The 25,652-nt window shown below is 45.7% G+C and carries 20 protein-coding genes and 1 pseudogene; 5 read left to right on the plus strand and 16 right to left on the minus strand.

Annotated elements, in window-relative coordinates; genetic code table 11:
• Window positions 1-148: 148 nt before the first annotated feature.
• Both MHO32_RS06940 and MHO32_RS06945 read right to left on the minus strand, forming a co-directional pair.
• The gene (locus tag MHO32_RS06940; RefSeq protein WP_239210997.1) at window positions 149-994 is read right to left on the minus strand and encodes a 3-keto-5-aminohexanoate cleavage protein; all 846 of its coding nucleotides are present in this window, start codon (window positions 992-994) and stop codon (window positions 149-151) included.
• Window positions 988-2,316 carry an aspartate aminotransferase family protein gene (locus MHO32_RS06945; protein ID WP_239210999.1) on the minus strand — a complete coding sequence of 443 codons (1,329 nt, stop codon included), beginning with the start codon at window positions 2,314-2,316 and terminating at the stop codon, window positions 988-990. The genes MHO32_RS06940 and MHO32_RS06945 overlap by 7 nt, the downstream gene beginning before the upstream one ends.
• A gap of 191 nt (window positions 2,317-2,507) precedes the next feature.
• On the opposite strand from MHO32_RS06945, the gene MHO32_RS06950 reads away from it, so the two are divergent.
• Window positions 2,508-2,906, plus strand: coding sequence for a hypothetical protein (locus tag MHO32_RS06950; RefSeq protein WP_049535705.1), 399 nt, complete (start codon window positions 2,508-2,510; stop codon window positions 2,904-2,906).
• 19 nt (window positions 2,907-2,925) lie between these two features.
• On the opposite strand, the gene sufE is transcribed toward MHO32_RS06950, so the two are convergent.
• The 7 genes from sufE to MHO32_RS06985 all read right to left on the minus strand — a co-directional run bounded on the left by sufE (window position 2,926) and on the right by MHO32_RS06985 (window position 9,967).
• Entirely contained in the window at window positions 2,926-3,333 is a 408-nt protein-coding gene (gene sufE / locus MHO32_RS06955) for a cysteine desulfuration protein SufE (RefSeq protein WP_005447670.1), read from the minus strand.
• 13 nt (window positions 3,334-3,346) lie between these two features.
• On the minus strand, window positions 3,347-4,570 hold the full coding sequence (sufS, locus tag MHO32_RS06960; RefSeq protein WP_239211001.1) for a cysteine desulfurase SufS: 1,224 nt from the start codon (window positions 4,568-4,570) through the stop codon (window positions 3,347-3,349).
• Window positions 4,567-5,847 (minus strand): Fe-S cluster assembly protein SufD, encoded by a 1,281-nt coding sequence (gene sufD, locus MHO32_RS06965; RefSeq protein WP_239211006.1) that lies wholly within the window; start codon window positions 5,845-5,847, stop codon window positions 4,567-4,569. The genes sufS and sufD overlap by 4 nt, the downstream gene beginning before the upstream one ends.
• A complete protein-coding gene (sufC, locus tag MHO32_RS06970; protein WP_005447675.1) occupies window positions 5,822-6,568 on the minus strand; it encodes a Fe-S cluster assembly ATPase SufC in 747 nt (248 codons plus the stop codon). Before sufC ends, sufD begins: the two co-directional genes overlap by 26 nt.
• A gap of 6 nt (window positions 6,569-6,574) precedes the next feature.
• On the minus strand, window positions 6,575-8,050 hold the full coding sequence (gene sufB, locus MHO32_RS06975) for a Fe-S cluster assembly protein SufB (protein WP_239211008.1): 1,476 nt from the start codon (window positions 8,048-8,050) through the stop codon (window positions 6,575-6,577).
• Between the two features lie 48 nt (window positions 8,051-8,098).
• On the minus strand, window positions 8,099-8,470 hold the full coding sequence (sufA, locus tag MHO32_RS06980) for a Fe-S cluster assembly scaffold SufA (RefSeq protein WP_005447677.1): 372 nt from the start codon (window positions 8,468-8,470) through the stop codon (window positions 8,099-8,101).
• A 228-nt stretch (window positions 8,471-8,698) separates the two neighbouring features.
• Entirely contained in the window at window positions 8,699-9,967 is a 1,269-nt protein-coding gene (locus MHO32_RS06985) for an O-acetylhomoserine aminocarboxypropyltransferase/cysteine synthase family protein (RefSeq protein WP_239211009.1), read from the minus strand.
• 201 nt (window positions 9,968-10,168) lie between these two features.
• Here MHO32_RS06985 and MHO32_RS06990 point away from each other — a divergent pair, with 201 nt between their 5' ends.
• Window positions 10,169-11,818 (plus strand): mechanosensitive ion channel family protein, encoded by a 1,650-nt coding sequence (locus MHO32_RS06990; RefSeq protein ID WP_239211010.1) that lies wholly within the window; start codon window positions 10,169-10,171, stop codon window positions 11,816-11,818.
• A gap of 129 nt (window positions 11,819-11,947) precedes the next feature.
• Here the strand turns inward: MHO32_RS06990 and MHO32_RS06995 are convergent, their stop codons facing one another.
• On the minus strand, window positions 11,948-12,844 hold the full coding sequence (locus MHO32_RS06995; protein ID WP_239211011.1) for a LysR substrate-binding domain-containing protein: 897 nt from the start codon (window positions 12,842-12,844) through the stop codon (window positions 11,948-11,950).
• Between the two features lie 104 nt (window positions 12,845-12,948).
• Between MHO32_RS06995 and MHO32_RS07000 the strand changes: the two genes are divergently transcribed.
• Together MHO32_RS07000 and MHO32_RS07005 are read left to right on the plus strand one after the other, a co-directional pair.
• Complete coding sequence (locus MHO32_RS07000) at window positions 12,949-14,205, plus strand: D-amino acid dehydrogenase (protein ID WP_239211012.1); 1,257 nt, start codon at window positions 12,949-12,951, stop codon at window positions 14,203-14,205.
• Window positions 14,206-14,512: 307 nt separating this feature from the next.
• A complete protein-coding gene (locus tag MHO32_RS07005; protein WP_005447683.1) occupies window positions 14,513-16,060 on the plus strand; it encodes an alanine/glycine:cation symporter family protein in 1,548 nt (515 codons plus the stop codon).
• Window positions 16,061-16,185: 125 nt separating this feature from the next.
• Here MHO32_RS07005 and MHO32_RS07010 read toward each other — a convergent pair whose 3' ends face one another.
• The 5 genes and pseudogenes from MHO32_RS07010 to guaB all read right to left on the minus strand — a co-directional run bounded on the left by MHO32_RS07010 (window position 16,186) and on the right by guaB (window position 23,823).
• The gene (locus MHO32_RS07010; RefSeq protein WP_005447690.1) at window positions 16,186-16,779 is read right to left on the minus strand and encodes an acetate uptake transporter; all 594 of its coding nucleotides are present in this window, start codon (window positions 16,777-16,779) and stop codon (window positions 16,186-16,188) included.
• 182 nt (window positions 16,780-16,961) lie between these two features.
• Window positions 16,962-18,656, minus strand: a complete 1,695-nt coding sequence (locus tag MHO32_RS07015; protein WP_239211013.1) for a chitinase — start codon at window positions 18,654-18,656, stop codon at window positions 16,962-16,964.
• Window positions 18,657-18,857: 201 nt separating this feature from the next.
• A pseudogene (locus MHO32_RS07020) lies at window positions 18,858-20,377 on the minus strand (Na+/H+ antiporter NhaC family protein).
• A 301-nt stretch (window positions 20,378-20,678) separates the two neighbouring features.
• The gene (gene guaA, locus MHO32_RS07025; protein WP_005447693.1) at window positions 20,679-22,232 is read right to left on the minus strand and encodes a glutamine-hydrolyzing GMP synthase; all 1,554 of its coding nucleotides are present in this window, start codon (window positions 22,230-22,232) and stop codon (window positions 20,679-20,681) included.
• A 127-nt stretch (window positions 22,233-22,359) separates the two neighbouring features.
• Window positions 22,360-23,823: an IMP dehydrogenase gene (gene guaB, locus MHO32_RS07030; protein ID WP_239211016.1), complete on the minus strand. Its 1,464-nt coding sequence runs from the start codon at window positions 23,821-23,823 to the stop codon at window positions 22,360-22,362.
• A 231-nt stretch (window positions 23,824-24,054) separates the two neighbouring features.
• Here guaB and xseA point away from each other — a divergent pair, with 231 nt between their 5' ends.
• Window positions 24,055-25,386, plus strand: a complete 1,332-nt coding sequence (gene xseA, locus MHO32_RS07035; protein WP_239211019.1) for an exodeoxyribonuclease VII large subunit — start codon at window positions 24,055-24,057, stop codon at window positions 25,384-25,386.
• On the opposite strand, the gene MHO32_RS07040 is transcribed toward xseA, so the two are convergent.
• Entirely contained in the window at window positions 25,383-25,607 is a 225-nt protein-coding gene (locus tag MHO32_RS07040; protein ID WP_074051091.1) for a zinc ribbon domain-containing protein, read from the minus strand. The genes xseA and MHO32_RS07040 overlap by 4 nt on opposite strands.
• Window positions 25,608-25,652: the final 45 nt, after the last annotated feature.

Raw genomic sequence — 25,652 nt, forward strand, 5'->3', positions numbered from 1 at the left:
AGCCTTTTTTGTGTCTTAAGAAAAGAAGCGATTCCCTACTCGCTCCTTCGCCGCTCTAGATAATGACGCTATGTAAAACCAAGCATCAACCAAGGCTAATTCCGTCATTCTCGAGAAGGAGGAACGACTGAGTCGGGAATCTCTCAAATCAACTACCACTCAGGCTAAGGCGAAAACTCTCCGCATCATGCAGGGGCACATCGAGCAATTCACAAATCTCTTTTAATCGCCGAACTTGCTCTGCATTGCTTTTCGCAAGCTGACCATCCGAACTCAAATGGTTGTTCTCAAAGCCTACCCGAACATCCAATCCCAGTAACATTGCATGGGTTAAACAGTCTTGCTCTCTCGCGCCAAACGCGCACACGGCACACCTAACATTCTCTTCGATAAATCGCTCCAAATGCAGTGCCCGTAAATTCCATGGTGAAGATTGTTGAGCCTCATGATATCGACCAAGTACCACTAACGCGTGTTGGTTTTGCTTTGGTAAAACGCCTCGCTCTCTTAGGGAGAAATAGCGCTCGATGTCTGCCTGATCATACAAAATGATTTGGCTGAGGATGTCCTGAGCAGCGACCCAATCAAAAAAGATAAGACCTTGCTCCTCACTCTGCTCATCAGGAATCAGTTCACGCAAAGCAAAAGAAGCGGCTTCTGGTTTTACCACTTTGATCAGCGCCATTTGCTGTTGTGGTGAATACATACCAACAGCCTCAGTTGTGAGCTGAACAATCATCGAATTCCCAACCGCAGCTTTCACCGCGTGGTAGATTTCTAAGTTGTCATCAACCTCTAGAGAATGCCTGCCTTGCACATCTCTCGCGTGCAAATGGATCATGGTAGACCCTGCCGTTTGACATGCTTTCGCCTCGGCAACCATTTCTTCAGTATTCATCGGCAATTGAGCATGGTCTTGCTTGTTTTTTTTTGCTCCATTAGGCGCAACAATAATCGCGATTCGAGCTCTTTCTGTAGGGGAATTTATTACCATGTTTGCGACACCTCTCTGAGTGTACGAGTGAGCTTTTCCACCAGCTCGTCAATGTGGCTTCGCTCGATGATAAAAGGCGGTGCCAGAAGGATATGATGCCCATTGATACCATCAATCGTGCCCCCCATTGGATAGCACATCAGTCCATTTTCCATCGCTTGATGTTTGATCTTTTTGTCTGCCAAAATTGAATTAGGCAGAGGGATTTTACTTACTTTGTCTGCCACAAGTTCAATGCCAAGAAACAGCCCTTTACCACGAATATCCCCAATATACGGGAAGTCTGAAAGTGCTGACTCGAGTTCTCTTTTTAACATTGCTCCTTGTTGGTTGACGGCTTGCAGGAGCTTTTGGTCACCGATGGTCTGAATGGTTGCAACGGCGGCTGCGCATGCGACGGGATGCGCCATAAAAGTATGCCCATGTTGAAAGAAGCCACTACCAGACGCGATTGCTTGATAGACTCTGTCATTGGCAACAACGGCTCCGATAGGTTGATAACCCGCACCTAATCCTTTCGCCATGCAGACTAAATCTGGGACGGCTTGCTCTTGTTCAAAAGCAAAAAAGCTACCGCTACGTCCAACGCCACACATCACCTCATCCATGATCAGCAACACATCATAGCGATCGCAAATCTCTCGTATTCGTTCGAAGTAACCTTGAGTGGCAGGTACTGCGCCAGCTGTTGCGCCAACAATCGGCTCTGCAACAAATGCCATGACGTTATCCGAGCCCAGTTCTAAAATTTTAGCTTCAAGTTCATTGGCAGCTCTCAGTGAGTAATCGAGCTCTGATTCACCTTCTCTTTGATGACGATAGGCATAGCACGGCGCAATGTGATGGCTTGGGTGCAAAATGGGTTTAAAAGGCTCACGCCGCCATTCGTTACCACCAACAGCCAACGCACCAAGCGTATTACCGTGATAACTTTGCTGGCGAGCAATAAACTGCTTTTTCTCTGGCTTACCACATTCCACAAAGTATTGTCTTGCCATCTTTAGTGCAGATTCAACCGCTTCAGAGCCCCCACAGACTAAGTAGACGTGATTGAATTGCGATGGCATTTGCTGGCAAATCAACTCAGCCAACTGCTCACTTACTTCACTAGTAAAAAAGCCAGTATGAGCAAAAGGTACTTTTTCGATTTGGTCGAGCATGGCTTGTTTAACAGCTTGGTGGCTGTGCCCAAGGTTTGATACGGCAGCGCCACCGCAAGCATCGAGATATTGATTACCTTGGCTATCGAACAGATAAACCCCTTCCCCTCTGGCGATAGTAGGCAACTTGGCGTGACAATGGCGGTGAAACACATAAGACATGAGCGTCCCTTCCTCGTGACTATTTGCTAAGCATAGTCAGGAAGATGCGATTTATACGCAAGGTAAGAAAAGTGCACCGCGATGAGCATTTGGAATAGACCGCTGGAGTAACGATAAAAATGTATAAGAAGCCTTGATTTATAAATGATAATAATTATCATTAAGATCAAGTAACAGACGGAAGGTGTTTTATGGATTGCGTGATGACATGGCTAACTGCAGAGATTGACGACTATAAGGATAGATTACAAACGGCCACTTCAGAGTTCTTTCTTGCAGAGATGAATCTTAATCGTCATGGTCCGTCTGAAAAACGGTTATCAGAATATTATCATGCGAGTCTCGACGTCGCCCTGACTGCTCGTGATAGCGGTGATGATATGAGTTATCTACTTTGCCTAAAAAAACTCTACACCAGAATGATGGCTGAATTGAATGACACCAATAACGAGCTTTGCTGCCGCTCCCAATGCAAAGCCTACGCGCTTGATTCACTCAATCTCACTTGTCAACTCTACAAAGGCTATGACGTGATGGACAAAGCCAAGATCCTTCGCTCTGACTTTGCCAAACGCTCGTCCATTACCTAACACAGAAGCTCTGCGGAAATCACGCCATCTCTAGCGCTTGAACTTGCTTAAAAATACTCTTAACCATAGCTTCAATGCCTTGGTTTCTGGCCGGAGTTAATTGTTGCTGTAAACCTAACTCAGCAAAAATGCTTTTAATGTTAGTCTCCAACAACTGCTTCGGTGTTTTATCTTGCAATAACAAGCACACCACAGCGACAAGCCCTTTCACTAAAGCCGCGTCGCTGCTACCCAACAATTGCACTTTTCCTTGTTCTACTTGTACCTGAATCCATACTTGGCTTTGACAGCCGTAAATGGCCGTCTGTTCAGTCTGTAACGCTTCTGGTAAACGAGCAAACTTCTCGCCAAGCGAAATGATGTATAAGTACTTATCTTCCCAATCAATACATCGATTGAAGTTTTTAATTAATTGTTTTTGGTCCACTGCTTTCTCTTTCCTATCCGACTAACAAGGTATGGATACGTTTTAGACTAGAAACCAAAACATCAATATCTTGTTGATTATTATATAAAGCAACCGATGCACGACACATCGCAGGTACTTGGTAGTATTTCATCAGAGGTTGAGCGCAATGATGTCCCGTTCGAATCGCAACACCGTACTTATCTAAAAAGCTACCCACATCAAAGGCATGCACTTGTGCAAGGTTGAATGACACTACGCCGCAGCGCTCTTGAGGACCATAAATGACAATATCCGGCACCGTCTTTAATTGATCGTAGAGGTAGTCAACCAATGCTTGTTCATAGCAACCAATCGCTTCAAATCCAAGATCGAGCACATAATCAATCGCACACCCCAAACCGATAATGCCTGCAACATTAGGAGTGCCAGCTTCAAAACGCCATGGCGCGTCGTTATAAGTGGTTCCTTGGTAAAGATCGACCTCTTTTATCATCGCGCCGCCACCTTCCCACGGAGGCATAATATCAAGCAGCTCTTTCTTCGCGTATAACACCCCTACCCCTGTCGGACCATAGAGCTTATGCCCTGAAAAGACATAGAAGTCGCAGTCAATTTCTTGTACATCGACCGCTTGGTGCATCACTGCTTGTGCCCCATCTACCAGCACTCGGGTGCCATTCTGATGAGCCAACTCGATGATATTTTTGACCGGATTAATGGTACCAAGCACATTAGAGACGTGGGTGACCGCTAATAAGCGAGTACGCCCAGTCATCAGCGTTTTCAGCGTATCCAAACTCAAGCTTCCATCAAGCTCTAGCGACCACACCACCACTTTGATCCCGATGTCTTGTTCTAGCATTTGCCAAGGCACGATATTGGCGTGATGCTCCATTTCAGACACGATGATCTCATCGCCTTCCGTCAACTGCGCTTTCGCATAAGCATTCGCAACAAGGTTAATGCCATGCGTGGTTCCATGAACAAAAACCACCTCTTCACGCAGCTTGGCACTAATGAATTGCTGAACCTTATCACGCGCTTGTTCCATCAAGTCTGTCGCATGAGCACTCAAATGATGGATTCCACGATGAACCGCTGCGTTTTCATGTCGATAAAAGGTGTCGACTCGTTCAATCACAACCGATGGTTTATGTGCACTTGCTGCGCTGTCTAAGTAAACCAAAGACTTGTTGTTCACTTCCTGATGTAAGGTTGGAAAGTGTGCTCGTTGCGCTGTTATGGAAGAGCTCATGCATTTACCTCTGCTAGCTTGGACTCTATATGCTGTAAAACCAGCGTACGAATAACGTCAATATCAATCGCCTCTGCGACTTCCGCGGCAAAGGCAAGGGTGATCAATTGTTCAGCTTGGTGCTTTGGCAATCCGCGAGCCTGCAAATAAAACACCTGCTCTTTGCTCAATGCTCCTGTGGTAGTACCGTGACTGCACTTCACGTCGTCCGCATAGATCTCCAGTTGAGGCTTACTGTTGACCTCACACGCTTTACTTAGCAACAAGTTGTGATTGTCCATTTGTCCGTCAGTTTTGAGCGCGTTTGGGGCGACTTTGATCATGCCGTTAAATACTGCTTTGCCTTGCTGACTAGCAATAATTTTGTGCAGTTGCTGACTCGTGCAATGCCCTTTGTTGTGTTCAAGGTAAGTACGCGTGTCATACGTTTGCTGATGGCTAGGTAGCGCTAGACTGTTGATTTCAATCTCTGTATTTTCGCCATTTAACTGGCAGCTGGTGTGGTGGCGCGTCAATTGACCAGCGAGCAAAAAGGTCTGGCTTGATACATTTGCATCTCGTCCAACGAAAAGATCATTGTGAGCAAAATGGTAATGTTCCGCAGAACCCAAGCAGAGCTTGTAATGGGTAAGTTCAGCGTTGTCCGAAACCTCCATCGTAAGCCGCGAACCGGAATAACTTGCTGCCACACGATTGCCATGACAAGCAGAAAGAAGGTGCTCAACAATTTTAACTTCGCTACTTTGTCCGACTTTTAGGTGTACGCGATGGTGTGCCATACCACCTTGAGGTCGAGACTCAATTTGCATCAAGTAAATAGGCTTGGCTACGGTATGTTTGGCATCGACCTCAATCAACAAAGTCGTATCGGAAAATGCTTCCGTGAGATGCAAAAAGATTTCTGGTGCAATCGCGGCAGGCAACGCTTGTTTTGCATCACCATTAAGTAAAGAAAGTCGAAATGCCTCGCCATCAATATCACTCAAATTAGGTTGGAACTGACCGTTCACAAAAACTAACCTTTCTGCATCCATATCAAGCTTGTGAGCCTGAACGAAAGCCATCGATACATCAGTCTCACGCTGGCTGGAAAAATCAATGGCATCGAAGCCTTCAAGCGAGGTGTATTTCCAATCTTCATGCTGACGAGTCGGTAATCCTTGTGCTAACGCGGCTTGCCAATGGTATTTGGCAACCTCATCTAACTCAATCAGACGAGGCTTTAAATAGTCACTGAATGGCAATAGACAATTACTCCTCTCCGGTGAGCCAACCATAGCCCTTCTCCTCTAACTCAGCCACCATAGAGAAATCACCCGATTTGATGATTTTTCCTTGATACAGCACGTGCACAAAGTCAGGTTTGATGTAATCAAGAATGCGTTGGTAATGGGTCACAATGATGAAAGAACGTTTGCCGTCTTTTAGGCTATTTACGCCATTAGCAACTTCTTTAAGTGCATCAATATCTAATCCAGAATCGGTCTCGTCCAAAATGCAAAGTTGTGGGTCAAGTACCGCCATTTGCAAGATGTCATTACGCTTCTTTTCTCCGCCAGAAAAGCCGACGTTTACCGAGCGAGAAAGTAAGTCTTTCGGCATATTGAGAAGCTCAATTTTCTCCTCAATTAAATCCGCAAGTTCAAAGCGTTCCAATTCCGGAAGTTCACGGTATTTTCGCACCGCATTCACTGATGCTTGTAAGAAGAGATGGTTACTCACTCCCGGAATTTCGACAGGGTATTGGAATGCCAAGAACACGCCTTCGCCTGCACGTTCATCAGGATCTAATTCCAATAAATCCTTGCCGTTGAAATCGACAGATCCATCGGTAATTTCGTAGTCTTCACGTCCTGCGAGCGTGCTTGCCAGCGTGCTTTTACCGGAACCGTTTGGTCCCATGATGGCGTGAATTTCTCCAGGGTTAATCTGAAGATTGACTCCTTTTAGAATTTCTTGTTCTTCAATTTGGGCTTTTAAGTTGTTAATTGTTAACATTTTTCATTATCCAACGCTGTGTTCTAAGCTGATTGCCAATAATTTTTGTGCTTCTACGGCAAACTCCAGCGGTAATTCGGAAAACACATCCTTACAAAAACCGTTCACAATCATTGAGATCGCATCCTCTTCAGCAATGCCTCGTTGTGAACAGTAAAACAGTTGGTCTTCACCAATTTTGGTTGTGGTTGCTTCATGCTCGACCTGAGCGGAGTTGTTTTTTACTTCAACGTAAGGGAAGGTATGCGCCCCACAATCCGGACCGATGAGCATCGAGTCACATTGAGTGAAATTTCGCGCATTTTCAGCGCTCGGTAAGATCTTCACTAATCCGCGGTAGCTGTTTTCACTGTACCCAGCGGAGACGCCTTTTGAGATGATGGTGGACTTGGTATTTTTACCGATATGGATCATCTTAGTGCCAGTGTCGGCCAACTGCTTACCCGACGTTAACGCGATGGAATAAAACTCACCGATCGAGTTATCCCCTTGGAGAATGACGCTTGGGTACTTCCATGTAATGGCAGATCCCGTTTCGGATTGAGTCCAAGACATCTTTGAACCACTGCCTTTACACAGCGCTCGCTTGGTCACAAAGTTGAGGATACCGCCGTTGGTATCTTTGCCTGAGAACCAGTTTTGTACGGTCGAATACTTCACGTAAGCATCTTTGAGGACGATCACTTCTACCACCGCAGCATGCAGCTGGTAATTATCATGCGATGGTGCTGAACATCCTTCGATATAGCTGACATAGCTGCCCTCATCAGCAATCAAAATCGTACGTTCAAATTGACCTGTTTTTGCAGCATTGATCCGGAAATAGGTCGAGAGCTCCATAGGACACTCAACACCTTTGGGGATGTAAACGAAGGTGCCATCCGACGCAACGGCAGCATTTAGCGCTGCAAAGAAGTTATCTTCTGGCGGGACGACTGTCCCTAGGTACTCTTGTACTAACTCAGGGTACTTGTGAATCGCTTCGCTGAATGAGCAAAAAATGATGCCTTTCTCTGCCAATTTTTCACTGTACGTGGTTTTGACCGATACGGAGTCAAAGATTGCATCAACAGCGACTTCGCTTCCCTCACGAACTGGCACACCCAGCAGGTCAAAAGCTTGTTCGACTTCTTTAGTCAAAAACTCCGGGTCTTGCGATGCTTCATCGCCAGCACAAGTATCATCGCACTGACCACAAGATGGCGCGGAATAATAGCTATAATCTTGATAGTTAAGCGGGGCGTAGTGCGCTTTTAACCAATGCGGTTCCTCCATGGTTTGCCAAATTCGAAACGCCCGAAGTCGGAACTCCAGCATCCATTCAGGTTCGTCTCTTTTGGCAGAAATCGCACGTACAACATCTTCATTGATGCCTTTTGCTAACTGGTCTGTCGCAATATTGCTGTAGAACCCTTGTTTGTAACTATCATCATCAACCCAAGCTTGAACATCTTCTTGGATCTCAATACCACTTTGTGTCATTGTCGGTACCATTTAAAACCAGCCACTGCCCTAGAGCAGTGCTCGCTTTTACACATTAAAACTTTCACCACAACCACAAGCACTTTGTACTTTAGGATTGTTGTACTGGAACATCTGGTTCAACCCTTGTGAAATGAAGTCCACTTCTGTTCCATCGAGATAAGGCATGGCATCAAGAGGCACAAATAACTTGGCGCCGAGATGCTCATATACAAGATCGTCAGCGATGACTTCATCCACGGTGGACAGTACATACGCGTAGCCCGCACAACCTGAAGGCTTAATTGTGAGTCGCAAGCCACATAGAGATTCGTCTTTTTCGAGCAGCTTGTTAATTTGATTGGCAGCTTTATCGGTCAGAGTTAGCCCTTGCCAACTGCTGCTTGGATCGAAGCTGTCTACTGAGTTGAGTCCCGACATGACTATTCACCTATTTAAAAATAAACACTGAGAATGATAGTTATTATCATTTATCCATTCAACCATAATGAATTTATGGGATTAAGGCATGCTGCTCGGTCACAATTTGGAATAGAAAACGAAATGGGATTTGAAAAAGAAATAGGGTCTGAAATGAAAGTTGAATATCGACGGTGTCTTCAAAAAGCAGCCCTATCAGAGAGCTGCTTTTCACTTTTAATTCAATAATTAAGCATTAAGGGCTTGTTCAAGGTCTACCAAGATGTCATCAATGTGTTCAATACCGACGGACAAGCGAATCATCTCTGGGGAGACGCCCGCTTGCTTTTGCTCCGCTTCACTCAATTGACGGTGCGTAGTCGACGCCGGATGGCATGCAAGCGATTTTGCGTCACCAATGTTCACTAAACGCTTAAAGATCTTCAATGCATCGTAAAAGCGCACACCAGCTTCATAACCATCTTTCAAGCCAAACGACAATATCGCTGATGGTTTACCTTGCATGTATTTTTCTGCCAATGGATAGAATTCCGAAGTAGGTAAACCCGCGTAGCTTACCCAACTCACTTTCTCGTGCTGGCTTAAGTATTCCGCGACTTTCAGCGCATTTTCGGTATGACGCTCCATACGCAGCGACAGCGTTTCCAGCCCCTGCATCAGCATAAAGGCATTCATTGGTGACAAAGCAGAACCAGTATTACGCAAAGGAACGGTACGAGCACGACCAATAAAAGCCGCCTCACCAAATGCTTCGGTGTAAACCACGCCGTGGTAAGAAGGCTCAGGCTGATTAAATACTGGGAAGCGATCTTTATGCAGTGCCCACGGGAACTTCCCAGAATCAATGATGATGCCACCCAGCGTCGTACCATGCCCACCAACATACTTAGTGAGCGAATGAACCACGATATCGGCACCAAATTCGATTGGCTTGCATAGCACAGGAGTTGCGACCGTATTGTCTACAATCACAGGCACGCCCTGCGCATGAGCCAGTTCGGCAACACGTTCTAGGTCTATGATGTTCCCTGCCGGATTACCGATGCTTTCACAGTAAACCGCTTTGGTATTCTCATCGATAAGCTCAGCAAGACTTTCAGGCTTATCGTCCTTGGCAAAACGCACTTCAATACCTTGGCTTGGCAACATATGCGCAAACAAGGTGTAAGTACCACCATATAATTGAGGAGTAGAAACGATGTTATCGCCAGCTTGCGCGAGCGTGAGAATAGCGTAGTTAATTGCCGCACTACCTGCACTCACAACCAAACCAGCAATCCCCCCTTCCAACGCTGCCATGCGTTTTTCCAACACGTCATTGGTTGGGTTCATAATACGAGTGTAAATATTGCCCGGAACTTCAAGGTTGAATAAATCCGCACCATGTTGCGCATTATCAAACTCATACGCTACCGTCTGGTAAATCGGTGTCGCTACTGATTTGGTTGTTGGGTCGGTTTCGTAGCCAAAATGGATCGAGAGTGTTTCGTCTTTCATGCATCTTCCCTGAACTATTGAGTGAATGGTTATTCTTTTATATTGCCGATTTTTTCAACAAAGAAAAGCAGCTCAAGTCACAGGGGAGTGGATTATTTCTGTTCAGATGGTCCAAAAGAGAGGAATAACAACGTTAGCTTTTTCCGCATATGAAAATCATTGACTAAACTTATCCAATAATCATAAGGCTAGGATAATGTTATGAAAACAATCACATCATGGATGATCGTTGGGTGTTTGGTGCTTTTCGCTTTCTTCACTCAGGCAAATGAGACTTTCCCCCTCGCACCTCCCGATCTCTCTAGCCCTAGAAAAGCACTCACAAGCTTTGATACTTTGGTGTCACAAGCCAATCAGCAACTAACCGAAATCATTGAAGATCCAGCTCAAAATACAGAGCAAAACCGACAACGTATTTACGCGTTGTTCGATAAAGCAACGCAAGCCTTCGATCTGTCTAAAGTCCCAGAATCTAGCCAAACTCGAGTCGCTATTGAATCTGTCATGTTGATGAAGGAAATACTCGACCGAGCTCCACCTACAGACTTATCTCTCATTCCCGATAACAACACCCTAACCCGCTGGCAAATTCCAGATACGGGGTTAGAGTTGATCAAGCAACCCGATGGTCAGTATCGTTTTTCCGAGCAAACCGTGCACGGCTTGTACAGTGATTATTTGCTGGTTAAACACTTACCCTCTCATTCCGGAGCTAGCTTAGATTACTATCAATATTACTCGCTAAGCGCGGGAAGACTTATTCCGCCAACATGGTTTCACCTCGTAGAAGCATTACCTAGCGTATTTATGCTGGAATATGGCGACCAAGCAATCTGGCAATGGTTAGGGCTGGCGTTGTCTCTTTCTGCGACCATCTCTGTGCTTGCTTTACTCTACAACCATATCCAGTCGCCAATTTCAAAAGCGATACTTGCCGTACTCACACTAAGCGGTTTTCTTTATCTCGCAGACTACCAACTCAATTTAACTGGCGTACTAATGTCGACACTCAATATCGTCATAGAGCTCATTTGTTGGCTATTGCTCAGCCAAGTCGCTTATCTGTTGATTTACAAAACGTGTCGCCTACTAATGAGTAAACAACGCACTAACACCACACTGCGCCAAAGCCTGACACAAATTATCGGTACTTTGCTGGGTTCGATGGCCGCTATTGCTTGCCTTGGTTATGGTTTGAATCGCTTGGGCGTTCCCGTTTACGGCATCGTGACGGGGTTGAGTTTAGGGGGGATGGCAATCGCGCTCGCTATCCGTCCAACTATGGAGAATTTAATCGGTGGGGTTATCTTGTTCTTAGATAAATCCTTGTCAGTTGGAGATTACTGCCAAATTGGCAGCCAGTCAGGAGTCATAGAACAAATAGGAGTGCGCTCAACACGCATCAGAGCAAAAGACAGAACGCAAATCACGATTGCTAATGGTGACCTTATCAAGCGAGAGATCATCAACTATAGCCGCCGTGACCGTTATCCTTTCAAAGCGACTATCGGGTTGCGCTATGAGACTAGCATGGCGCAATTACAGCTCATTACAGAGAAAATCACGGCATTACTCCAAGAACATCCAGATGTTTTAGATTCTCCCCTTCGAGTTCACTTTAGTGCCTTCAATGCGTACAGTCTGGATATTGAGGTTCTCGCTCATTTAAACACCACAAATAGGGAAACCTTCCTTAACCTGCAACAAGAACTTCTGATGCTGATTGATAAGATCATTACGGCAGAAGGAGCTGAATTTGCTTTCCCTTCCACTACCACGTATCTCGCAGCAGATTCTGTACAACTGACCACGGCACCCACGCCGGTTCAAGCCGTACCTCAAAACGCATAAAGCTTAAATGCATAAAAAAACCGCCTCGTAAGAGGCGGTTTATCTGAGGTTATAACTCCGCATTGTTAATCTTCTGTGTTCACTCATTGTGGCTTCTTAAACACATGAACCAAACATAACTCTCGGTAGTTACAACCGGACTTGTTGTAAAAGCCACTTTTTAAATCGTTGGGTTGGTTCGCTTTTCGTGTTAATGATCAAGTAGTACCCTGCGTTGGCATCAACGGGTTCAAATGGTGAAACCAAACGACCATTTTTAAGTTCATCCTCCACCAGTGCCATACGTGCCATCGCAATACCAACGCCGGCTTCAGCTGCGGACATCGCCATATCCGTTCGATTAAAAAAATGCCCAGAATCCGTTTTAAAATCCAGCCCCATACTTGATGCCCAATAGAGCCACTCATAGTCACGCGGCGCTTTATCCCATGGCATAGCATCGTGCAATAACGTCGCATCTCGCCATTGCTCTGGTGTCGTTTTAGGTGTTTTTAGCCACCCATGATCCTCAAGGTATTTGACACTCATCACTGGAAGAAGTTGCTCATCAAGAATCCGCTTCGCGTTTTTGTCTCGATACGGGTGCGGACCATAGTCAATTGCAACGTCGTAATCCTTCAGCTCACTATTCACAAGCGCTCCCTCTGCAAAAATCTGTACTTGCAGGTCGGGGTTATTTAGGTGGAAGCTTTCAAGCCTAGGAACCAGCCATTTAAATGCAAAAGAAGGTGTCAGTTTGAGGCGAATTTCATTGTGGGGCTTTTCAATCTGTAGCTCTTCAAGTGCTTTCCCAAGTTCAGAGAAGTGAAATTGCGAAGCCTGAGATAACTGCAAACCTTTAGGTGTCAGCCTAATTCCTCGCGAATGGCGTTCAAACAAAGTAAAGCCTAGTTGCTCTTCCAATTGGATAATTTGCTGGCTAATTGCGCCTGTCGTCAAGTGCAATACCTTTGCTGCACTAGTAAAACTGTTGTGTTCCGCTACTTGGCTAAATAACCACAATCCACTTACGACACTACTTTTCATCCTGAGCCTATAGTTTTTCTAAACACTGGATGTAATTTATATCGATTGTTAACAAAAGGTAAAGAAGACAAACTGCGCACATCGAAAATGTGTGGAGCACATCAATGGAAGTCATCGTATTAGGTAGTGGTGTTATCGGTTTGACCTCAGCTTGGTATCTAGCTCAAGCAGGTTATCAGGTCACCGTGATCGATCGCCAACCAAGCAGTGCGATGGAAACCAGCTTCGCCAATGCAGGACAAATCTCTTACGGCTACTCCTCACCATGGGCAGCCCCAGGCATTCCACTCAAAGCCGTGAGATGGCTAACCGAAGAGCATGCCCCACTCAAAATAAAACCGTCTCTCAGCCCAGAGCTTATCCGCTGGGCTACGAAAATGGTGTCTAATTGCACCTTATCTCGCTATCAGATCAACAAAGCACGAATGCTATCCATCGCCAATCACAGCCGCACTTGTTTAGAGCAGCTAAGACGTGATCATGCGATTGAATACCAAGGTCGCCAACTCGGAACGTTACAAGTATTTCGATCTCAACAGCAGTTAGACGCCATAGAAAAAGACCTTAAGTTGTTAGAACAAAGCGGTACACGTTTTCAGCTAATGAACGTCGAGCACTGCATCAAACAAGAGCCTGGGTTAGCGTTAGTAAAAGAAAAACTGGTCGGTGGGTTGTACCTACCCGATGATGAAACCGGAGATTGTTTCCAGTTTTGTCAGCAGTTAACTAAGCTGGCGAAAGCTTATGGTGTCAGGTTTGAATTCAATACAGAGGTAAGCAATTGGGTTACCGTAGGCAAAAAGGTCATGGGTGTCCAAACGGATCGTGGTTTATTTAAAGCAGACCAGTTTGTACTTGCTTCGGGCAGTTACTCAACGGCGTTACTCAAGCAGCTTGAGATCGATATTCCGATCTATCCCGTCAAAGGGTATTCACTGACGGTTCCGATTGAATGTGAACAATTTGCACCGCGATCTACCGTCATGGATGAGACCTATAAAGTGGCAATGACACGCTTTGACGATCGCATCCGGGTCGCAGGGACCGCTGAACTTGCGGGCTTTGATCCTTCATTACCGCAAAAGCGCAAGAATACGATTGAAATGGTGATTCGAGATTTATTTCCGCAAAGTGCCGATTTCACTAAAGCCGAATTTTGGACAGGATTTCGCCCCATGACGCCCGATGGTACACCCATCATTGGTGCGACCCCTTACGACAATTTATTCACGAATACCGGACATGGGACGCTAGGTTGGACCATGGCTTGTGGGTCAGGACAACTCCTTGCCGACATTATGATCGGTGCAGAAAGCAAAGTAACAAATCACTCAGAATTGAGCCTAAGCCGTTACGCCTAAACACCTGCAAACCATTTCAAATAGAACATTATTCCACATGTTGAATAGCATTCAGAAGATATGACTTCCATATCTCGCAGCACATTTTCATGACAATGTGCTGCATATTCAATCAATTCATTGTCATTTCCAATAAAAACCACACACAAACATAACAAGAACCAATTTTTAACAATATTTAACCATTCTGTGTTCATCATCACGCTACAAAGGATTTTTAGTCAAAAAGGTTAACAATTACATTACAAAAAAGGGTAATGTGTTGTACGAAAAACAACCACAACCATAACAAACAGGGAAAATACTCATGCAGTCATTAGTTGATTTTCTGAATGGAATTATCTGGAGTCCGGTACTGATTTATTTGTGCCTTGGCGCTGGTTTGTTCTACTCGATCATGACGCGCTTTGTGCAGATTCGTCACTTCTTTGAAATGTGGCGCTTGCTACTTTCTGGTAAGAGTTCAACCAAGGGGATTTCATCATTTCAGGCTTTGGCCGTTTCACTATCTGGCCGTGTAGGTACAGGTAACATTGCAGGTGTTGCAGCCGCTATCGGTTTCGGTGGTCCAGGTGCTGTTTTCTGGATGTGGGTTGTCGCCTTCTTTGGCGCAGCAACCGCATACGCAGAATCAACACTCGCACAGATTTATAAAGAAGAAGACGAAGGCGAATTCCGCGGTGGTCCAGCTTATTACATCGAAAAAGCAATGGGTCAAAAGTGGTACGCTTGGATCTTCGCTATCGCAACCATCTTTGCATGTGGTGTTCTGCTTCCTGGCGTTCAATCGAACAGTATTGGTAACGCAGTAGAAGCAGCATTTGGCTCAGGTGACATGATTGAAACCGCTATTGGTACCTTCAGTTTCGCTAAAATTTTCACTGGTACGGTTGTCTGTGTCATTCTTGCTTTCATTATCTTTGGTGGTGTGAAACGAATCGCGAACTTCACTCAAATCGTAGTTCCGTTCATGGCTCTGGCGTACATCATCACAGCATTCGTTATCATCCTACTTAACATCGGTGAAATTCCACGTATTGTTGGCATGATCATTGGTGATGCATTCACACCGATGGCGGGTATTGGTGCTGCGATTGGTTGGGGTGTAAAACGTGGTGTTTACTCTAACGAAGCAGGTCAAGGTACTGGTCCTCACGCTGCAGCAGCAGCAAGTGTTGATCACCCAGCACAGCAAGGTCTGGTTCAATCATTCTCTATCTACATCGATACACTGCTAGTGTGTTCAGCAACCGCATTTATGATTCTTATCACGGGTGCGTACAACGTACACGGTGCAGTCGAAGGTGCGTTCTTAGTACAGAACCTTCCAGCAGATATCGGTGCAAATGGTCCTGTATTTACGCAAATGGCGATTGAAAGTGCCCTTCCGGGTGTGGGTAAACCATTCATCGCGATTGCTCTGTTTTTCTTCGCCTTTACAACGATTTTGGCGTACTACTACATCGCAGAAACCAACATCGCTTACATCCGTCGCACAGTAAAAGTAAACGGTCTGATGTTTATCTTGAAGGTCATTCTGATCTCAGCGGTATTCTACGGTACGGTTAAAACAGCTAACCTTGCGTGGGCAATGGGTGACGTAGGCGTAGGTCTAATGGCATGGCTAAATATTGTCGGCATTCTGATCATCTTCTTCATGTCTAAGCCAGCACTAAAAGCTCTAGCTGATTATGAAGAGCAGCAAAAACGTGGGGTTACAGAGTACACATTCAACCCTGTTGCGCTTGGTATCAAAGGTGCTGACTACTGGGAAGAAAAGTACAAACGTAAAACAGGCAAAGCGCCTACAGCGGATAGCGACACGGCAGAAACAGTAGAACAACCATCTACCTAATGCCTCATTAACCTCCTCCCCCAGCAGGTTGGCGGGTATATAAGAAAAAGCAGTGGTCCGAAAAGGACATTAAAAAAGGGTTAGCCAGTGGCTAACCCTTTTCTTTTGCATTCAATTCGAAGCGATTATGCTGCGATTTCTTGCGTTGCAACTTGAGGCTTTTGCTTTTCACCGATTGGAAGAACCGTGCGACCGTACTCGTTGTTTAGTACTTGAGCCATTGCGAAGTAGATTGCGCTTGCACCACAGAAGATACCTTCAAAGCCTGCGATAGTGCCGATCAGCTCACTACCAGTAAAGTCACGTGCAGCTAATAGGAAGAACAGGATAGTAAGAGAGCCAAATACGACTTGCTTCGCTACTGGGTAGCATAGAGAACCAATAAACATGAAGCCAGTGAAGATGCCCCATAGCAGTAGGTACCAACCCATAAAGTGTGCAGGGCTTGCAGGAAGACCCATGTAAGGCATTACGATTAGGCCAACCAGTGTTAGCCAGAACAGACCGTAAGACGTAAATGCAGTCGTACCAAAAGTATCACCACGTTTGAAGCACATCATGCCAACAAGAACTTGGCTAAGACCACCGTAGAAGATACCCATTGCTAGGATCATTGAGTCAATTGGGAAGAATCCTGCGTTGTGGATGTTAAGCAGAATCGTGGTCATACCGAAACCCATTAGGCCTAGCGGCGCTGGGTTAGCCAGTTTAGTAGACATGTAAGCGTACCTGTTTTCAAAAATGTTGATAAAAATTGCGCGCGAATTTTAATGGACTAAAAAACAAAAGAGAAAAGACGTTATTGGAAACTTAGATTGCACAAATAGGCAATTAAATGAATAAAAAAAGACCCTACTAAAAAGCAGAGTCTTTATAGATACTTAGACTATTTATTGTTCAATCACTGGCAAGAGATCTCATCCCAGAACCAGTTACTCTGGGTTGGCGTTTCCCATACACCCGGACCATTTTTCGCAATAAAACACTTACCTTGATAAGTCACTTTGTCACCATTGGCTACTTGAGTGACACCTGGTTCCCATGCGATAAAGTCCCCTGAAACAGGAGGCTCCGTCACCGGTGGTTCGGTTACTGGAGGCTCAGTTACTGGTGGCTCTGTCACAGGAGGTTCAGTCGTTGGTGGCTCGGTTGGCGTGCCCGAAACGAGCTTCCAAGGGTCACCTTTGGTCGGCTCATTGCCTTGTGACCACCACTTAGCTTCATATACCGCCCCCTTGTAAGAGACTTGGTCGCCTGTGTTATAAACCTTGCCAGCATCCCATGCAGCAACACCACCTACAGGTGGGTCAACCGGATCGACTGGGTCTAGTTTGTCGACAATGCGTACTTCAGGCCAACCCGCGTGAGATTGGTAGAAGTTGGTAACACATTTCTCGTAATCTCCTGCTACCAGAGCCGAATATGCGGTTTGGAAGCCAACCAATTCACACTCAAATGAATGACCCCCAGGGCGATCTGAGTAGTACTTCCAGTTACCATCCCAGTTGGTGTAAAGCACATCAGTCGCACCGTTAAGGTTTAAGCTACCGTACGGCGTTTGTTGCCAACAAGTATTGGTTTCATCAGCTTCGATAGGAATTTGATAATGCGCTGCTAAACCTTCCCAGTAACGAATACGGTTAACAGGCTGACCTTTGTCTTTGTTTTGCTCGCCACATTCAATACCGCCATTGATGACGTTGATAGTGGTACCAAAACCGTAACCAATGCCCGCATCGATCTCACGTTGCGATGGCACCCATGTACGATCAATTACGTGTAACATCGCTGGTTTTGGCGCTTGAGGGGTTAAGAAGAACCAAATTGCAGAAGCCAAGTTCAACCAAGAGTCAGCGACTAAACCCGGATTCTTCAGCAGCACCGATGCATCGCCATCAAACATTACTTCAGAGAATGCGCCATAGTTAAAGTGGTAAGAAAGCTGTTTGGCACCACGCCCAAAATACCCTTGACCAGGTTCGCATGGCCAGCGCTTATTTTGCCAATCGTTCTGACCACAGCCTGTGGTGTAACCCTCTTGACCTTCAGACCATCCCATTTCGCGTACATGCACGAGTGCCTGCTGCCACTCTTCTAATGCAAGTGGGTTGTCTGATACGTTATCAACCGCAATGTGACCACCAGTTTCTTGAGCAAAATGCGCAAATGCTGTCACGATGGATTTCTTACAGATTGCGTCAGAGTCTCGACCATCGGTGTACTCACCACAGAATGCAGGGAACTTACCTATCGCACGTAAGAAACGAGTATAAGTGTATTCAGGCGCAGCCATTTGCGTTAGGAAGTCCCACTCACTTTCGGGGAATACACGTTCAACACGTTTAACGTTTTCTAGGTTACCTGCTGCGCCCGGTACGATAGCTTCTACAACGCTGTTCGGACGAGTCTCTAACGCCTGTGCCCAGATGGCATACATTGGGTCAGATGTTTTGCTTTGCTCAACCGCTTGAATGTCACCACGAGCGATCACGTAGCCATTCGGGTTTTGAGGATCAGGTTGGATATTCATACTGGCATGAGCTTGTGCCGCGAGCACACAGCTTAATGCAAGAGGCAGATGTTTGAGTGCAAACATGTCTAATCTCCGTATTTATCAATACAATATACAAGGAATAACTAGACACATAGTGGATCATGTAGAAAAAACGCCGAGTAAAGCCCATTCATTCTGCGACGCAAAGTTTATAAATAAATACTGTTACACAGCGGGTATCACAAAAACTGTTACCTTGACTCAAAACAAAACGGGAGAACCTTCCCCCGTTTTTATTCTTGGTTATTGGTTGGCTGTTATCGACTCTAAAGCCTGCGAAGATTTCTGTTTAGAAAGCAATAAATAGACAGCAAACTGAACCACAACCGCCACCAGTACAATCACAGGCGAAGCCATTACCCCAGCGACAAGAAAACTTGCTAGGGCAATGGCACCATTAAGCACCGCATAAGGAAATTGAGTTCTAAAGTGTTCGTACTGCTCGCAACCAGCACCAGTCGAAGACAAGATGGTGGTTTCAGAAATTGGCGAACAGTGATCACCAAATAGACCGCCAGACAGAACCGCACCAATACACACCAACAATGGTGCATCAATCGCAACTGCAGTTGGGATAACCAACGGCATCATAATAGCGAATGTCCCCCACGACGATCCTGTTGCGAACGAAATAATACCAGCTAACAAAAATGCCACCGCTGGCAATAACCAATAAGGGAAACCAGCCTGCGCTTGTTCTGCAATGTACGCCGCTGCGCCAAGCTCCTTGCCAACCGAACTCAATGACCAAGCAAGAACCAAAATCACCGCAACGGACATCATGTTCGACATCCCTTTTAGGTAAACCTGAATGCCATCAGAGAGCTTTCTCACGCCATAAAACGCCATCAAGCTAATTAGGGTAATTGCAGCAAAGAAATACGCCGACGACAATGCAGCACGGAAGGTCGAGCCTGCGACTTTCTGAAATGGAAAACCGTGAGGCACTAGAATCGAGCAAAGCACAACTAGCATGACGAGCAGCGGTGCCCAAACAAAACTTGTTTTTGCATTTTTATGCTCAAACACATTTAATGAATCTTGCACTTTTCCAAAATCAGAACCCTGCTCTGCAAGCTGTTCGGCTTTCGCCATTGGTCCAAAATCCAGCTTGAAGAAAGAGACAATCGGAACAATCGCGATCGCTAAAAAGGCATAAAACTGGTAAGGGAGCGCGCCAATAAAAGCATCCCAATCACTGATACCTACATCCAGTGCAGCAAACTCTTTTTGAATCAGGCTCATGATATAAACGCCCCAACCGATGAAAGGGATGAGGATCGCCACTGGGGATGAAGTTGAATCGATGATAAAGGCTAGCTTCTGGCGAGAGACTTTCAGTTTATCAAAAAGAGGACGAAAGACAGGACCAACAATTAACGGTGTACCAAGGTCTGAAAAGAAAATAACAACGCCGCCAAACCAAGCAGAAAGCTGTGCTTGGCATTTGCTTGCAACCCACTGAGTGACCTTTTTAGCGAACGCCACGCCACCGCCAGATTTCTCCATCAAGGCAACAAAACCACCAATGAAAACCAAAAGAAGGATGACGCCCGCATTGTAACTGTCAGTTGCGGCAACAGGTAACTTTTCATCAGTGCGCTAAACGAATCGAGCGGACCTTTATCAACGAATGTGCCTTCTAACATAGCCACACCGCTAACAACACCGGCAAAAAGACCGACAACAACGTTTCTTGTAGTTAGCGCAAGGACTAACGTAATAATGATGGGGATGAGGGAGGTAACGTCTGCCTGTTCCATAGCAATACCAACTTTAATATTTAGACACCAAAAATGAATATACATTCAACAATGTCGCATGTATATATTTTCTAATAAAAAAGTTGAGACCTGCGTTCACACTTTTCAGGCATAAAAAAACCAGCCCGAAGGCTGGTTTTACTATTTTAATCTTTACGTCAAGTACTCCAACTAATTCCCAAAATAGTTGGAGTTGCAACTAGGCAACAAGCCATTTCAGCCCTATCAGCATAGGTTTACTATGTGATTAGGGTGAAATGGACAAATCAACAACGTTGCTACTTCAAATATGAAGGGAATATTATTCCCATTCGATTGTCGCTGGTGGCTTACCAGAAATGTCGTAAACCACGCGAGAAATACCGTCAACTTCGTTGATGATACGGTTAGAAACCTTACCTAGGAAGTCGTATGGTAGGTGTGCCCAATGCGCAGTCATAAAGTCGATAGTTTCTACCGCACGTAGAGATACAACCCAATCGTACTTACGACCATCACCCATTACACCTACAGAGCGAACTGGTAAGAATACCGTGAACGCTTGAGATACTTTGTTGTATAGGTCTGCAGCGTGTAGCTCTTCAATGAAGATAGCGTCTGCACGACGTAGCAAGTCACAGTACTCTTTCTTGATTTCACCAAGAACACGAACACCTAGACCAGGACCCGGGAATGGGTGGCGGTAAAGCATGTTGTACGGAAGACCAAGCTCTAGACCGATCTTACGAACTTCATCTTTAAACAGCTCACGTAGTGGCTCAACAAGACCCATTTCCATGTCATCTGGAAGACCGCCCACGTTGTGATGTGATTTGATCACGTGCGCTTTACCAGTCTTAGATGCAGCAGATTCGATAACGTCTGGGTAAATCGTACCTTGAGCTAGCCATTTCGCGTTTTTCAGCTTCTTAGACTCTTCATCAAATACGTCTACGAATACGTGACCGATTGTCTTACGCTTCTCTTCTGGATCCGATTTGCCTTCAAGTGCTTTTAGGAAACGTTCTTCAGCGTCAACTTTGATGATGTTCAAACCAAATTGGTCGCCGAACATATCCATTACTTGTTGACCTTCGTTTAGACGAAGAAGACCGTTATCTACGAATACACACGTTAGCTTGTCGCCGATTGCACGGTGAACTAGCATCGCTACTACCGATGAATCAACACCACCAGATAGACCTAGGATAACTTCGTCGTCACCCACTTGCTCTTTAATACGAGCAACCGCGTCTTCGATGATAGATTCAGAAGTCCATAGACGCTCACAGCCACATACGCCAAGAACAAAGTTCTCTAGCATTTGTAGACCGCCTTTCGTGTGCGTTACTTCTGGGTGGAACTGAACGCCGTAGTACTTCTTCTCTTCGTTCGCCATCGCAGCGTACGGACATGTGTCTGTCTCACCAACTTTCACGAAGTCAGCAGGAATTTCTACTACTTTGTCACCGTGGCTCATCCACACGTCTTGAGTTAGCTCAAGATCTTTAAATAGTGCAGATTCACCAGAAACTTTAACTTGTGCGTAGCCAAATTCACGTTCTGTAGAACCCGCTACTTTACCACCTAGCTGCTCAGCCATAGTTTGCATGCCGTAACATACACCTAATACTGGCACACCAGAGTCAAATACATATTGAGGAGCGCGTGGAGAGTTATCTTCCGTTACGCTTTCTGGACCACCAGAGAGGATAATACCGTCTGGATTGAATTCACGAATATCCGCTTCTTCAACGTCCCAGCTCCACAGTTCACAGTAAACACCGATTTCACGTACACGGCGCGCTACTAGCTGAGTGTACTGAGAACCGAAGTCCAAGATCAGAATACGTTGGTCATGAATATTTTTAGTCATTTTGAGCAGTCTTATAAGCTAGGTTATTAAAACGGAGGCGAGTGTACTCGCCTCTTATTAATGCTTCAAGGAAAAAAAGCAAACGTTTACGTCGAGTGTATAGGTTTTATTTTTACAACAGTAAAAATTAACCGCGACGGTAGTTTGGAGCTTCCTTAGTGATTTGAACGTCGTGTACGTGTGATTCAGCCATGCCCGCACCTGAGATACGAACAAATTCAGCTTTAGTACGCATATCTTCAATCGTTGCAGAGCCAGTAAGACCCATGCTTGAACGTAGACCACCCATTTGCTGGTGTACGATTTCTTTTAGACGACCTTTGTATGCGATACGACCTTCGATACCTTCTGGTACTAGCTTGTCTGCTGCATTGTCAGACTGGAAGTAACGGTCAGATGAACCTTGAGACATCGCACCAAGAGACCCCATGCCACGGTAAGACTTGTAAGAACGACCGTTGTAAAGAATCACTTCACCCGGTGCTTCTTCTGTACCTGCGAACATTGAACCAACCATCACACATGATGCGCCAGCTACGATTGCTTTACAGATGTCACCAGAGAAACGGATACCGCCGTCAGCGATAACTGGGATACCGAATGAGTTCGCCATTTCTGCTGCGTCTGCGATTGCTGTTACTTGAGGAACACCAACGCCCGTTACGATACGAGTAGTACAGATTGAACCAGGACCGATACCCACTTTCACAGCACTAACGCCCGCTTCGATAAGTGCTTTAGCACCAGCACCTGTCGCAACGTTACCGCCGATGATGTCTAGATCTGGGTAAGCTGCGCGAGTTTCGCGGATACGGTTTAGTACACCTTCAGAGTGACCGTGTGAAGAGTCGATAAGTAGAACGTCAACGCCCGCTTCAACTAGAGCAGCAACACGCTCTTCGTTACCAGCGCCAGCACCAACGGCTGCGCCAACACGTAGACGACCGCGCTCATCTTTACATGCGTTTGGTTTACGTTCTGCTTTGTGGAAGTCTTTCGCAGTGATCATACCGGTTAGTTGGAACTCATCGTTCACAACCAATACTTTCTCAACGCGTGCTTCGTGCATCTTCTCTTGCACTTCTTCACGTGTTGCACCTTCTTTTACTGCTGCAAGGTTTTCTTTTGCTGTCATTACTGAAGACACTTTCTTAGAAAGGTCAGTAACAAAGCGCACATCACGACCAGTGATAATGCCTACAAGCTCGTTGTTCTCTGTGATGACAGGGAAACCTGCGAAGCCGTGTTTTTCAGTCAGTGCAACCACGTCAGCGATAGTCGCTTCAGGGCTAACAGTTACTGGATCAGAAACGACACCAGCTTCAAACTTCTTAACTTTACGAACTTCAGCAGCTTGCTGCTCAATAGACATGTTTTTGTGGATAAAGCCAATGCCACCCTCTTGCGCTAGCGCGATAGCTAGACGAGCTTCTGTAACAGTGTCCATAGACGCTGAAATCATTGGGATGTTTAGGGTGATGTTCTTAGTCAACTGAGTGCGAAGATCAGCTGTGTTTGGGAGAACGGTGGAGTGAGCTGGCACGAGTAGTACATCATCGAATGTCAGCGCTTCTTTGGCAATTCTTAGCATTTGCAATATCTCACAATTAGAGGAGTAAAAAGACAATCCAATCTCATCGTTTCGCGTAATGAGGGTAACCAGTTTTAGGTTGTTGGCTACATTTGGATTAGATATTGCGGAGGGATTATACGGTTAACGCAATCGCTTGACCACAAATTTTTTAATTTTTTTCTTGCAATTACCCCCTTGATATGTATTATATTGCCGCTAATTTCCATACTCACGTCTACGGAATTAGCTGTGCTCTCCCAGACCAATCAAAACATCTTCACTGTTTCTCGTCTCAATGCCGAAGTGCGTCTGCTGCTCGAAAACGAAATGGGGATCGTCTGGCTTGTCGGAGAGATATCCAACTTTTCAGCTCCCGTCTCTGGTCACTGGTACCTCACTCTTAAAGATTCTCGCGCTCAAGTTAAATGTGCCATGTTCCGTGGTAACAATCGTCGCGTCACTTTCAAACCTGCTAACGGCAATCAAGTATTAGTTAAAGCACGTCTGTCTCTGTACGAACCTCGTGGTGACTATCAATTGATCATTGAGAGCATGCAGCCTGAAGGTGATGGTCGTCTGCAACAAGAGTTCGAAGCACTTAAGATGAAATTGGCAGCAGAAGGTTTGTTTGCTCAAACCAATAAGCAGCCTTTACCTGAGCACCCAAAACGCGTTGGTGTGATCACCTCAAAAACCGGTGCAGCACTGTACGACATCTTAGACGTATTGAAACGTCGTGATCCTTCCCTACCCGTGGTAGTTTACCCAACCATGGTGCAAGGTGAAGAAGCCGCGATTCAAATTGCGCAGGCAATCGGTCGTGCAAACAGTCGTGACGAATGTGATGTATTGATTGTTGGTCGTGGTGGCGGTTCGTTAGAAGACCTTTGGTGCTTTAACAACGAAATCCTTGCTCGCACTATTGCAGCAAGCCAAATTCCGATCATCAGTGCAGTTGGTCATGAGGTTGACGTGACAATTGCTGACTTTGTAGCGGACATGCGAGCGCCGACTCCATCAGCGGCGGCTGAATTGGTAAGCCGCGATAACAGCCACAAAGATCAAGCTTTGGTGACTCGCCAACATAAGCTAGCCAGTGCAATGCGTTACTACCTAGCGCAACAGAAACAGCAATCGGCTCAACTGATGCACCGTTTAGAGCGCCAGCATCCAAGCTATCAATTGCAGCGTCAGACGCAACAACTTGATGAGTTGGACATGCGCCTACAACGCGCGATGCAACGATTCATCACGACACGCCAACAAGCGGTAGAACGCAAACATCATCGCCTACAACTGAACTCACCAGTAAAACATTTGGCTGAGCAGAAGTCGAAGCTTGACCGCGTTGAGCAAAAGCTAATGGATGCAATGGATCGCAAGTTACTGACTATACGTCACCAACTGGCAATCGCGGCAGAGAAGCTAGATACGGTAAGCCCACTGGCAACACTAAAACGTGGCTACTCAATTACTCAGACTGAGCAAGGTCAGGTTGTTACCCAAGCAAAGGATGTAAAAACGGGCGACGTTTTAGTCACCCGCTTATCTGATGGTGAGCTTCGCTCAACGGTTAATTAACTGACTTTTTGAAACTCAAATCGAACACGTGATTTCGATTTGAGTTCATTACAACTATTGCAGAAATAGTTTGCCGCACCACAAGCCTGTAATTTTTCTAACTCCGCATCGCAATCTGGGCAAAACCCTACCTTCTTATAATCTGAGTCGCACTGATTACAGTGATATTGCCCAGTCCATTCCAGTTCTACGTTGCAAGTTGGGCAAATATTTGGTTGCATAACTTCCTCTAAATAACTTCAATTCACTGACTTACAGTCTAATCA

Source organism: Vibrio sp. MMH1-50 (assembly GCF_022347645.1).
In the GTDB taxonomy this organism is placed as follows: domain Bacteria; phylum Pseudomonadota; class Gammaproteobacteria; order Enterobacterales; family Vibrionaceae; genus Vibrio; species Vibrio harveyi.

Coding starts and splice junctions, on each gene's coding strand:
- sufC (WP_005447675.1), bottom strand. CDS start 6,568: ATGTTAACAATTAACAACTTAAAAGCCCAAATTGAAGAACAAGAAATT.
- sufD (WP_239211006.1), bottom strand. CDS start 5,847: ATGGTTGGCTCACCGGAGAGGAGTAATTGTCTATTGCCATTCAGTGAC.
- MHO32_RS06990 (WP_239211010.1), top strand. CDS start 10,169: ATGAAAACAATCACATCATGGATGATCGTTGGGTGTTTGGTGCTTTTC.
- sufB (WP_239211008.1), bottom strand. CDS start 8,050: ATGACACAAAGTGGTATTGAGATCCAAGAAGATGTTCAAGCTTGGGTT.
- MHO32_RS06945 (WP_239210999.1), bottom strand. CDS start 2,316: ATGTCTTATGTGTTTCACCGCCATTGTCACGCCAAGTTGCCTACTATC.
- MHO32_RS06950 (WP_049535705.1), top strand. CDS start 2,508: ATGGATTGCGTGATGACATGGCTAACTGCAGAGATTGACGACTATAAG.
- MHO32_RS07000 (WP_239211012.1), top strand. CDS start 12,949: ATGGAAGTCATCGTATTAGGTAGTGGTGTTATCGGTTTGACCTCAGCT.
- MHO32_RS06940 (WP_239210997.1), bottom strand. CDS start 994: ATGGTAATAAATTCCCCTACAGAAAGAGCTCGAATCGCGATTATTGTT.
- guaA (WP_005447693.1), bottom strand. CDS start 22,232: ATGACTAAAAATATTCATGACCAACGTATTCTGATCTTGGACTTCGGT.
- guaB (WP_239211016.1), bottom strand. CDS start 23,823: ATGCTAAGAATTGCCAAAGAAGCGCTGACATTCGATGATGTACTACTC.
- MHO32_RS07010 (WP_005447690.1), bottom strand. CDS start 16,779: ATGTCTACTAAACTGGCTAACCCAGCGCCGCTAGGCCTAATGGGTTTC.
- sufA (WP_005447677.1), bottom strand. CDS start 8,470: ATGTCGGGACTCAACTCAGTAGACAGCTTCGATCCAAGCAGCAGTTGG.
- MHO32_RS06985 (WP_239211009.1), bottom strand. CDS start 9,967: ATGAAAGACGAAACACTCTCGATCCATTTTGGCTACGAAACCGACCCA.
- MHO32_RS07015 (WP_239211013.1), bottom strand. CDS start 18,656: ATGTTTGCACTCAAACATCTGCCTCTTGCATTAAGCTGTGTGCTCGCG.
- MHO32_RS07040 (WP_074051091.1), bottom strand. CDS start 25,607: ATGCAACCAAATATTTGCCCAACTTGCAACGTAGAACTGGAATGGACT.
- MHO32_RS06995 (WP_239211011.1), bottom strand. CDS start 12,844: ATGAAAAGTAGTGTCGTAAGTGGATTGTGGTTATTTAGCCAAGTAGCG.
- sufS (WP_239211001.1), bottom strand. CDS start 4,570: ATGAGCTCTTCCATAACAGCGCAACGAGCACACTTTCCAACCTTACAT.
- MHO32_RS07005 (WP_005447683.1), top strand. CDS start 14,513: ATGCAGTCATTAGTTGATTTTCTGAATGGAATTATCTGGAGTCCGGTA.